Genomic DNA, 12,059 nt, shown 5'->3' on the forward strand with positions numbered 1-12,059 from the left:
TTTAAATTCCAAGCAAGACTTTTTCGCCGTTACTTCCCCCGAACAACATGTCAGTCGGATTTTCCAGCAATTGTTTAACCCTGACCAGAAAACCGACAGACTCACGGCCGTCGATCACACGATGGTCATACGACAGCGCCACATACATCATGGGACGGATCACTATCTGGCCATCTACAGCGACCGGACGCTCCAGGATATTGTGCATCCCCAGTATGGCGGACTGGGGTGGATTGATAAGCGGAGTGGACATCATGGATCCGAAAACACCGCCGTTGGTCACCGTGAACGTGCCACCACTCATTTCAGGGATGGATATCTTGCCACTCCGGGCTTTTCCCGCAAGATCCTCAAGCGCGCGCTCTATTTCTGCCAATCCCAGGCTTTCCACATTGCGGATGACCGGTACCATCAACCCTTTGGGTGTACTCACCGCTACGGATATATCAGCATAGTCATAGGTGACCATATTTTCACCGTCCAACATGGCATTTACATTGGGAAATTCACGCAGTGCCACAGCACAGGCTTTCAGGAAGAAAGACATAATACCCAATTTGATACCGTGTTGTTCCACGAACCGGGTCTGGTATTTCTTGCGTAAATCCATAATGGACTTCATGTCGACCTCATTAAAAGTGGTCAACATGGCCGTCTCGTTCTTCACCGATACCAGCCGCTCACTCAACTTCCGGCGTAAGGAACTCATCCTTTCACTTTTCGACTCACGACTGACCGGTTTTTTCAGGCCATTTGTACCGATCCCACTTGCTCCTCCTATGGCCGACATGCCCAAAACCGCCTCTACATCTTCGCGTTTCAACCGTCTCAAACCGTTGATCACATCTTCCACCGACAAGCCGTTCTCCGTCATCACTTTCTTAGCCAGAGGCGTGATTTTTATTTTGTCATAATCCGTTTGGACTTCAGAAGGGTTAACAGCTGTCTTAGCTGTCGGGATATCAGTCGGGGCAGACTTCTCCACGGGTGGGACAGACGCTTTCTGTTCGGCCTGCAAAGGAGGCTGTGCTTCATCTCTTTTTGCAGAAGGCTGTTCCGAAGCAGACTCTTCCGGCTGCACGGACGTGTCTATGGTACAGGCCACGGCACCCACCTCTATCGATTCTCCTTCCGCAGCGTTGAGAGATATTTTCCCACTCTCTTCTGCCACCAGCATCAGCGTAGCTTTTTCTGATTCCAATTCTGCAATCTCACTATCTTTTTGTACTACTGCTCCCTCTTCCACTAACCAGCGGGAAAGTTCCACGCTTGTGATGGATTCTCCCGGACTCGGTATTTTTATTTCTATTATTGCCATATTCAATTAATGTGCTAATAAATCAATGTGCCAATGAAATTATTTTGGTTCATGCTTCTTGGCTCTAAAAGTCTTTACTCTTTATTCTTTACTCTTTACTCTCAAAAGAAAATGCTTCCTCCAAAATAATCGCCTGATGCACTTTATGCTGGGCCGACAGCCCTTCTGCGGTAACGCCACTGGGAGGGCGACTGATAACTCGTAACGTGCAATCGCCCATTTGCTGTTTTACAAAAAGGGCCGCTCCCATATTGAATGGCTCCTCCTGTACCCACACAAGTTCCACATTCTCCGGATATTGCTGTAATATCTCCCTGATCTGCTTTTCCGGAAAAGGATAGAGCTGTTCGATGCGAAGCACGGATATATCATCTATATTTCTTTTCCTTCTTTCAGCATTGAGTTCGTAGTAGATCTTACCGCTACAAAGCAACACTCTTTTCACTTTCGACAAATCTTCCATGGATGGGTCTTCCATCACTTCCAGAAACCGTCCTTCCGTGAAATCGGCAAGGGTCGACACACATTCGGGATGACGTAAGAGGCTTTTGGGGGTAAAGACGATCAGGGGAAGACGGATATCGCGGTGCAGTTGCCTTCGCAACACATGGAAAAAGTTGGCGGGAGTGGTACAATTCACCACTTGCAGATTATAGTTGGCACAAAGGCTCAGAAAACGCTCTACGCGGCCACTCGAATGTTCGGCTCCCTGCCCCTCATATCCATGGGGTAACAGCATCACCAACCCCGACCTTATACCCCATTTCTCTTGTGCTGCCGAGATATACTGGTCCACAATCACCTGCCCTACATTGTAAAAGTCGCCAAACTGTGCTTCCCAGATAGTCAGCCCATATGGGTGAGCCAATGAGTAACCATATTCAAATCCCAATATACCATACTCGTTGAGTGGAGAATTATAGACCCGGGCAGGCGCCTGTCCCTCTCCCAACGTCTTCAATGGAAAATATTTCTCTTCACCGTCTTCGGTGACCACCTCGGCATGCCGATGCGAAAAGGTACCCCGCTCGGAATCCTGTCCACTCAACCTCACCGAATGTTTCTCCTTGGCCAGGGAAGCGTATGCCATCAGCTCTCCCATCGCCCAATCATAACTGTCCTGCTCAATCATAGCCGCCCGCTGTGCAAACAGGCGCTGGGTTTTGTTAAAGAATTTCTTATCCTCCGGCAGCCGGGTAATACGCTGAGCCAGATCCAGAAATAACTCCTTCGGGATAGCCGTATCGGCACTCTTTTCAAAATCCGACGCTTCCGGATAACGTATATTCTTATACCTGTGCGGAAAAAAAGGCTGCAGGTTCAGTTTACTCGATTGAAGTGACTCCTCATAAGCCTCTTCCAATCGACGGTGAAACCGGGATACTTTTGCCTCAAACTCCTGCCGGGTGATAACGTTTTCGGCGATCAGTTTTTCCGCATAAATATCCCGCGGATTCTTATGTTTGGCAATGATATCATACAACTTTGGTTGCGTAAAACGCGGCTCATCTCCTTCGTTATGACCATATTTACGGTAGGAGAGCAGATCGATAAAGACATCGGTATTGAATTTTTGACGAAATTCCAAAGCCAGCTTGGCCACATACACCATCGCTTCTATATCGTCCCCGTTCACATGGAATACGGGCGAATGGGTCACCTTTGCCACATCGGTACAATAGGTACTGGAGCGTGCCTCTAAGTAATTAGTGGTAAATCCCACCTGGTTGTTAATCACAATATGGATGGTGCCCCCTGTTTTATACCCATCGAGTTTGGAAAACTGGATGGTTTCATATACCACACCCTGTCCGGCAATGGCCGCATCGCCATGAATGAGGATGGGCAACACCTGGTCATAATCATAATTGTGTGTATTTTCCAGCATCGACCGGGCAATACCCTGTACTACAGGCCCCACTGCTTCGAGATGGGAAGGGTTGGGTGTAAGGCTGAGTGTGATGGTACGTCCTTCGTAATCAATGGTACTGCTATATCCAAGGTGATATTTTACGTCACCGTATTTGATCTCCTCCTCATAATTCTGTGCATTGAATTCACGGAAGACCTGGGCATACGGTTTTTGCATCAGGTTGGTAAGTACATTCAATCGCCCCCGGTGCGCCATGCCAAACACAATCTCATTGACGTCATAGGCGCCGCCCCGCGACATCATGGCGTCCAAAGCGGGAATGATCGATTCTGATCCTTCCAAAGAAAACCGCTTTTGTCCTACAAACTTTTTATGAAGATAGTCCTCGAAACCCGATGCTTCGACAAGGCGGTCAAGAATACGCAATTTTGCCTCCCGGGACAACATTTCCCGGTTTTCCGAGAGTTCCATCTTGTCCTGTAACCATCGTACAATCTCCGGTTTGGTCATATAACGGTACTCCACTCCAATTGATGTACAATAGGTTTTTTCGAGACGGGCTATGATCTCCCGCAATGTAGCCTTACCCAGCCCTACCTCATGCCCGACTTCAAACTCCCGGTCAAGGTCGCTTTCGGCAAGGTCGAAATTCTCGATGGCAAGTGTAGGTGTATAACTCCGGCGCGTACGAACAGGATTGGTCTTGGTAAAAAGGTGTCCACGCCGCCTGTACGCAGTAATCAGGTTCATCACAGCCAACTCTTTCCGGGAATTCTCAACCGACACACTACCCTCTCCCGGCTTTACCGGAAAACGGGTGACGGCTAAATCAAAACCCTGAAAGAAATAACGAAAACTCTCATCCACACTCTCAGGATCTGCCTTATATTTTCTATATAAATCTTCTATGGCTTCCAGATCCACTGCATTCAATTCCTCTTTGGCATTCATCGGTCATTTTTTAATAAAGAGTCAAGAGCTAAGAATCAAGACAAAAAACTTCTCCACTTCTTAACTTCTTCAGTTCTCCACTTCTTACTTATCTGGTATGAATGGTAAAGATAGTAAAATTGTTCATTATTTCCCGAAAAAATAGTACTTTTGGGGTTGAACTCCATCAACTATATATCGTTGTCCGGCCGTAAAAATCCGTGTAGAGTCATCCTCTACCCGTTTACATAGCGGCCCCCCCGGCACAAGCTATCCGGGAAGAGACAAATACAATTCATCATAAAAAAAATCGATCTAATGACAAAAAGTGCTTTACAAATTGCAAGGGCAAGTTATGTGCCCAAGATGCCCGAAGGTTTGAAGGGCAATGTGGACATCCGGGAAGGTGCTGCCACACAATCGGTACTCGACCAGGAGGAGATACAAAAACTCTTCCCCAACACGTATGGGATGCCGGTCGTTCAATTTATCCATGCAGCCGGTGAACCCGGAGTATCGGCACCTGTAAATGTGGGTGTGATCCTTTCGGGAGGACAGGCTCCCGGGGGGCATAACGTGATCGCCGGCATATTCGACGGCATCAAAAGGCTTCACAAAGACAGCAAACTGTATGGTTTTATCCTGGGGCCTGACGGGTTGGTCAAACATACCTATAAAGAACTTACTTCCGACATCATTGATGAATACCGCAATACCGGCGGGTTTGACATTATCGGCTCCGGACGCACAAAGCTGGAGACCAAGGAACAATTCAACAAAGGGCTTGAAATACTGAAAAAACTGGACATCAAAGCGCTGGTCATCATCGGCGGGGACGATTCCAATACCAACGCCTGCGTATTGGCCGAATATTACGCATCCATTAACGCCGGAGTGCAGGTGATCGGTTGTCCCAAGACTATTGACGGCGACCTGAAGAACGAGCAGATCGAGACCTCTTTCGGCTTCGATACCGCATGCAAAGTATATTCAGAATTGATTGGAAATATCCAGCGCGACTGTAATTCGGCACGCAAATACTGGCACTTTGTTAAAGTGATGGGCCGTTCCGCATCGCATATAGCACTGGAATGTGCATTACAAACGCAACCCAATATCTGTCTCATCTCGGAAGAGGTGGCAGCCAAAGGACAGTCGCTCGATGACATCATCGATTATATAGCCGGCGTGATCACCCAACGGGCGGAAAAAGGATTGAATTTCGGCACGGTCATCATACCCGAAGGGCTGATAGAATTTATTCCCGCGATGAAAAAATTGATCAACGAGTTGAACGATTTCCTCGCCCATAACCAGGAGGAGTTCAACCTGGTACGCCGCTCCGGACAACGCGACTATATCATCAGCAAGCTCTCCGCTGAGAATGCGAAGATATACGCCAGCCTTCCCGAGACGGTAGCACGCCAACTCACGCTGGACCGTGACCCGCACGGCAATGTGCAAGTATCGCTGATCGAAACAGAGAAGCTATTGGCTGAGATGGTGAAGAAAAGGCTCGATGCATGGACACAAGAAGGCCGATATAAAGGTAAATTCTCCACTATTACCCATTTCTTCGGATATGAAGGCCGTTGTGCCGCTCCGTCGAACTACGACACAGACTATTGTTATTCACTCGGCTATACCGCCTCCATGCTGATTGCTGCCGGCAAGACCGGATATATGTCGTCCGTACGCAACACCACAGCCCCCGCTATAGAGTGGATCGCGGGTGGTGTACCCATCACCATGATGATGAATATGGAACGTCGCCATGGAGAAATGAAACCGGTCATTCAAAAAGCGTTGGTAGAACTGGATGGCGCTCCATTCAAATATTTCGAAAGCCAACGTGACCAGTGGGCGGTTGAAACCGATTATGTATATCCCGGCCCGATCCAGTATTTCGGCCCGACAGAAGTATGCGACCAGCCCAGCAAAACGTTGCAATTGGAACAAAACGGCACGATTAAGGAATAAACTCACTCGACACGAAACTTAAAAGAGGTGGCCTCATTTATGAAGCCACCTCTTTTGTTGCTATACAAAGCTATTATTAACCTTATAATGAGATCAGAAGAACCTGAAACGGTTGTCTTCCACACCCAGTTTAGCTTTCAACACCTCTATCGATTGCATTTGCAAACGATAAGCGTTGTTGTTCAGTATCTGGTTTTTCTGCTCTTCGGCATCATATTCATCTTCCCCTTCAGCACGGTTGGTCACCGTAGCCACATACACTCCCATATTTCCCTTCAACGGTCCCACTATCTTATTGGTCGGAGCGAATGCGGAAACAGCATTCAGAGCCGGTTCAAATCCCAACCCGGTAATATTCTGCGTATTGAAATTCACAAAACGGACAGTATCGGTATGGGTGTTCATAGCTGTTGCATACGCGTCGAGAGAGGAGAGGTTCTGTGACTTCAGGTCGCTGATGATCTTTTCAGCCTTCTTCTCATTCACCAATTGGGAACGGATACCCGAAGAGACCTCCGACAAGGGTGTCGTGCCTGAAGGGATTACCCTTTCCACCCTTGCGATGATACGCAGGTTGGTGAGGTCGAATTTCTTCACAGTCCCTGCTTTTTTCTCATTGGCAGCCCAAGTGATCACCTGGCGGGAACCGGGGATCTGAGCCAATGTAAATTCATTGGCAGAAACAGTAATACCGGGCATCACCATATATCCCTTTTCCGAAGCCAGTTCGTTGAACTTCTGGCTCACATCAGGCGAGGAAACGAACTGGTTCAGTTCATTGTCGATATTGTTGGATGTTTTTTCACTCGGCAATACCGGCATATCTACAATGGCCAGTTTGTATTTATTGACCGGCCGGGTACGTTCTTCTACCTGAAGGATAAGTTGTTGTCCGGGAATAGATAATTTAACCGGTTGTCCTACCGGCGCGTTGAAAGCAGCTTTTACCAGATCAGTACTGAATCCGGCAAGATCCAATTCCCTGGCCCATCCCATATCGCCGCCATTAGAATTAGGATTGAGGCTATTGGCTACCACCGCAAAAGGGGTACCGCCCGCTATGACCCCGTAAATACTATCCACAAAGTGGGTGATAACGGAATCCTGTCCCACTATTGAAGCATCGGGAATAGCCATCATGCTCAGATGTACAGAATCGGGAGCGACCGTCTTATCAATTAGCTTATAAATATGGAATGAGTCGCCTTCACGTGTCGGGCCATACATCTCGTTGATAGTTGCATCACGGACAAATTCCACCTGGGTGGGAGTCAGCATATGCTCGCTTACAAATACATCACGAAAGGGTGTCTGAGAATAATCGGCCACAATCGCAGCAGGATTGGCGGCGCTGCTCAATTCGTCAAAGGCTTTATGCGACTCGGCTTCTACGTCGGCATAATCTTCGTCACTGGGAGTGATTCCTTTGGTAAAGTAGGAAAGCTTTACAAGAGGGGCTTCCATCCTGAAAGATCCCTTATGTTTATTATAGAAAGCTTTTATTTCGTCATCGGTTACGTTTACCGTAGAATCAGGAACGGTAAAGAAACTCTTCATCGCGTACTCAATATCCGCATTTTGTTGTGAATAATCGAATGCGGCTTTCGCTTCCACATCATTCGCAATGATTGCATTAGAGAGAAGGGATATATATTTTTCCTCCAGGCGCTGCGTCCTGACCATTTCTTCGATAAACAGCCACAAACTCTTGTATTGGTTGACCAATGCTTGTTCCTGGGGATTAGGGCTTGGAATATTTACCGTATTGATAAATTGGATGAGAGCGTTCCGGTCGAACATGCCCGTTTGCGGGTCGACGAAAAAGGGAAGTTGTTGCAACACCGGTGAAATTGATTGACCATGTACCAGGTCATTCAGTTCTTCCTTGGTGATTGTGAGACCCAGCTTTTCGGCCTGATTACCCAGCAGACGATCCCGCACCATCTGTTGATACACCACTTCGCGTATCTGTGACGACACGTTTTCATCAAGCGACGATTGTCCGCTTACCATCTTCTGGAATTCCTCGAATTGCGTAATTTTATCGGCATATTGCTGGGTTGAAATCACCTCACGGTTCACTACGAACGCCTTGTCTTGTGCTCTTCCAAATAATGTTCTCCCGGAAGTGAGTAAATCTCCCAATACAAAGGCAAGCAACGCCAAGCCAATTATTATGACGAGGAGCGTACCTTTATCTCTAATCTTTTGTAAAGTAGCCATCTAACTATCTTTTATTATTCTTAGAACGTGATAAATTGTTATATTTCAAATAAGGGCACGAAGTTAGCAAAAATAATGCAGACAGCGTTATTTTTTAAGGAAAATGTGCTGATTTAGTTGTTCATCAAGTCAGGACAATATCTCCCTGCTGTCTTGTGTATCGGCAATAAGCCGTACAACCTCTATTTTCCGTGCGGTTACTTTTAGTATTTTAAAGGTATATTTTCCGATAATAACAGTTTCATAGGTCTTCGGGAAGCGTTGCATGTGAAATAACAGATAGCCGGCAATCGTAGAATATTCATCCGACTTCGGAATATCCAGGTGATATACATCGTTCAGATGGTCTATTTCCACACGCCCCGACATGACGAATTCATCTTCTCCCTCCCGCTTCACAAATTTCGATTCTACATCATATTCATCTTCAATATCGCCAAAAATTTCCTCTACAAGGTCCTCCATAGTTACAATCCCGGATGTACCTCCAAACTCGTCTACTACCACGGCGATACTTTTACGGTGTTGCATCAGGTCGCTCATCAACTGGTTGGCATGCATGCTTTCCGGCACGAAAGAGATGGAGGCGAGATTATTTGTCCAGTCCTGCGGGTTATTGAAAATCTCCCACATATGTATATAGCCTACTATATTATCGAGATTCTCTTTAAAGACAAGGATCCTGGAGATGCCGGATTCAATGAACAGCTCTTTCAATCTGTCGAGACCGGTATCGAGGTTCACTGCCACAATATCGGCACGGGGCACCATGCAATCCCTCACCTTTTTGGAAGAAAAATCAAGCGCATTGCGAAATATTTTCACCTCTGAATCAACTTCCACCTCTTTCGATATGTCACTACCGTTATTCTCTATGACGGTATCGAAATTTACCCGGTAAGACAGGTCATCCTGTACCGACTCCGACAATTTAACACCTGAAAGCCGAAGTATTAACTTCGACACCCCCTCAAATAATCCGGCAATGGGATAAAGCAATATATACAATAAAAAAGCGGGGAAAAGGAACAGCCTCACCCAAAGATCAGGTTTCTTTCCAAACAGGATACGCGGCAGGAACTCATCCACCAGCAAGAGTAAAAGCACGGCAATTGAGATAATCAGCAATATCCTTATAAAATCATTTTGGAATACATCATTCGATAATTGATATATGATCAAGGTAGTAAAATAAACAAAAAATAAGAGCAGGATAATCCTTCCCGTCATCATTGCCACCTGAAACCGGTGAAAACGGCCATAGATAGCATCCAACATATACCTGTAGCCACGCGTTGTACTCCCCCTGACAACATATTCCAACTTAGCCGAGGAAATATAAGCCAACTCTATCCCCGAAAAAAGAAGGGAGAGAAACAAGAGTCCAATCCACCACCCTATTTCTGTATGGGCACACATAAAATTACTAATTATGAATTAAAAGTTAAGAATTAAGAATTAAAAATTATCAGCCCCAATGATTTGTGATTAATGATTAAAGTAACCATTTCTTCTTTCTTCTTTCTTCTTTCTTCTTTCTTCATTCTTCTTTCTTCATTCTTCATTCTTCACTATTCATTTTTCATTCCCCATCAACCGCCAAACTATCCATTCCGGCTGTTTCACCGGGATCAGTTTCTAAAGAATCGCCAGGGGTGGTCTCAGAGAATGGGAGCTTACCGTCATGCGGCCGGAAAATACGGTAATGGGTCATTGTCTGGTTCGATTCAAACCCATACCCTTTGAGTTCCGTAAGGCCGCTCTTGATCTCGATATAGGCTTCTGAAAACACTTTCCCATTCTTTCCGTCCCAATAGAGCTCCTCGCTATCAAACTGCTCCCCTTTCCAGTTTTCTACATGGACGTTACTCCTTAATTTCCACAAGTCTTTCGCGGTATAACGCCATGCTGTATCGGCCTGCACGGTTGCCTCAATCTCAAAGTCGGGGGCAAATTGCTCAAAATATAATCCTTCGGGAAAATACCAGTAAGGTTCTTTTGCCTGGTCATATATCATCCACACATCCGCGACTATCCTGTAGCGGGTAATACCGGAATCAGAGATAAGGGTAGATACATCAGTGGTAATCATGGTCGGCACGGTGTCCGGATCATAAGCAAATGCGACCAGGTTGTCTTTCTTATCCTTACATGAAAAAAACGACATAACAACCACTGAAACAGTGATTGTTATGCGCCATATATATTGTATGTAACGATAGTTTCGCAACATTTGTCCAATTGATCAGACTGTACGGATTATCTCAAACGAACGGTAGTCGTTTCTCCGATCCAACCGGGAATAGTAATCGTTTCCCCGGCTTTGATCCCCATCATAAAGGCAGTCTCAGTATCCATAAATGCAGCAGAGTAGCGGTTGATCAGGTTATTCGCTTTACTGGCCACGCTTGGGTCAACCGATCTGGCTTTTTGCAATTTATCTACTGCCACGAGGTATACCAGTCCCGCTTTTTCGGTTTCGGGGAAAATGTTACCTGCCGAACTGGCGTAGAGTTGGGCGATCAGGATATAAGCTTCACCGTTGTTCGGGTTGTATTCCAACGCATCGTAAGCGGCTTGCCTTGCCCTTGCGAAATTACGCTGGTTAGAGAAAATCCCGGCAAGTTGCATCATATAATCGGATGCTTTATTTTTGTCGGTTTCCATTTTGGCGGCAGCAGAATAATACTTCATGGCCGTCTCGTAATCCTTATCCCTCAGGCTCTTGTTGGCCAACCCGAGGGCAGCTCCCGCTGTGGGCTCAAGATGATAGAGATACTCAGAAGTGGTAAAATAGAGATCGGTATCTGCACAACCTACCGATGCCAGCGCATCCAATACTTCATTCAGAAATGCCTTATCACCTTTATTGGGCTCTATCTGGTCGGCATAGTATTCAGTGAGCGTCTTGCAATCACCGGCGCCACTATTGACAAATCCCTTTACAATACCTTCTTTCACCTGTCCGAGATAGTCGGCGCTGGTTTCATCGTTCGCCGTACGGGCATTGGCAATAGCCTGCTCTACATAGCCCATCACTTTAAAATAGTCAGAGATGTAGCGATCCTTTTTGGAATTGTCACTCAGGTATTCGTTCAAAGAGGCCACCATAAAATAAGAATAGGCGTCGAGCGGGTTCAGGTGGTCTTTCATGTCTTCGACAGCTTCATTCAACATGCTGTAGACAACCCCCTGGTCGGCTTGTTCACCCATCAATTCCATATAGTCGTAAGCTTTATAGGCCAGGATCGTCCCTTTGTCATCATCCTGACCATAGTATTTGAGACGCGTGTCATATATCTCCATAACTTTGCCGAGATGCTGTTTTTTCTTGGCTGCATCTGTTTCTGCATCATGAAGTGCTTTGAAAATGCGGGGTCCATAAATATAGATATTCTTGCTGGAGGCGGGACAGTTCTCATATGTATACACCCACGGCTGCAAGGCGCCTTTATAATCTTCCGCCTTGGCAGATGTTTGCATAAGGCTTAAATTCAGGCGGCAGTTTACACTATCCTCTCCATGGCCGTAGGGCGCTTTCACAGGATCATATCCCGGCTTTTGCGCTGAGGCGGCAGCTACTACCACCATAGCTACCAAACCCGATAATAATAACTTTCTCATACTCTTTGATATTTATAAATTGTTTTTGCTCATGCTTGACAAAATGTCTATTTTGTGGGTTGGACAGAGTGTTAACGAAAAAGTTTAAACAACTGCCCGAATTTTGACTCT

7 protein-coding genes are annotated in these 12,059 nt (G+C 46.2%); 1 reads left to right on the forward strand and 6 read right to left on the reverse strand.

All coding sequences use genetic code 11. The features are described from left to right. Position 1: 1 nt before the first annotated feature. Together odhB and ABV001_RS16465 are read right to left on the reverse strand one after the other, a co-directional pair. A complete protein-coding gene (gene odhB, locus ABV001_RS16460; RefSeq protein WP_352423804.1) occupies positions 2 to 1,318 on the reverse strand; it encodes a 2-oxoglutarate dehydrogenase complex dihydrolipoyllysine-residue succinyltransferase in 1,317 nt (438 codons plus the stop codon). 88 nt (positions 1,319 to 1,406) lie between these two features. After that, positions 1,407 to 4,142 (reverse strand): 2-oxoglutarate dehydrogenase E1 component, encoded by a 2,736-nt coding sequence (locus ABV001_RS16465; RefSeq protein WP_352423805.1) that lies wholly within the window; start codon positions 4,140 to 4,142, stop codon positions 1,407 to 1,409. 297 nt (positions 4,143 to 4,439) lie between these two features. Between ABV001_RS16465 and ABV001_RS16470 the strand changes: the two genes are divergently transcribed. Beyond that, the gene (locus tag ABV001_RS16470) at positions 4,440 to 6,101 is read left to right on the forward strand and encodes a diphosphate--fructose-6-phosphate 1-phosphotransferase (RefSeq protein WP_352423806.1); all 1,662 of its coding nucleotides are present in this window, start codon (positions 4,440 to 4,442) and stop codon (positions 6,099 to 6,101) included. 93 nt (positions 6,102 to 6,194) lie between these two features. On the opposite strand, the gene ABV001_RS16475 is transcribed toward ABV001_RS16470, so the two are convergent. The 4 genes from ABV001_RS16475 to ABV001_RS16490 form a co-directional block, all read right to left on the reverse strand. Beyond that, positions 6,195 to 8,324, reverse strand: a complete 2,130-nt coding sequence (locus ABV001_RS16475) for a peptidylprolyl isomerase (RefSeq protein ID WP_352423807.1) — start codon at positions 8,322 to 8,324, stop codon at positions 6,195 to 6,197. Positions 8,325 to 8,453: 129 nt separating this feature from the next. Continuing rightward, complete coding sequence (locus tag ABV001_RS16480; protein ID WP_352423808.1) at positions 8,454 to 9,743, reverse strand: hemolysin family protein; 1,290 nt, start codon at positions 9,741 to 9,743, stop codon at positions 8,454 to 8,456. Between the two features lie 163 nt (positions 9,744 to 9,906). Beyond that, positions 9,907 to 10,557: an LPS export ABC transporter periplasmic protein LptC gene (gene lptC / locus ABV001_RS16485; RefSeq protein WP_352423809.1), complete on the reverse strand. Its 651-nt coding sequence runs from the start codon at positions 10,555 to 10,557 to the stop codon at positions 9,907 to 9,909. 26 nt (positions 10,558 to 10,583) lie between these two features. Next, the gene (locus tag ABV001_RS16490) at positions 10,584 to 11,948 is read right to left on the reverse strand and encodes a tetratricopeptide repeat protein (protein ID WP_352423810.1); all 1,365 of its coding nucleotides are present in this window, start codon (positions 11,946 to 11,948) and stop codon (positions 10,584 to 10,586) included. Positions 11,949 to 12,059 lie beyond the last annotated feature (111 nt).

The sequence above is a fragment of the Proteiniphilum sp. genome (assembly GCF_040307845.1).
In the GTDB taxonomy this organism is placed as follows: Bacteria; Bacteroidota; Bacteroidia; order Bacteroidales; family Dysgonomonadaceae; genus Proteiniphilum.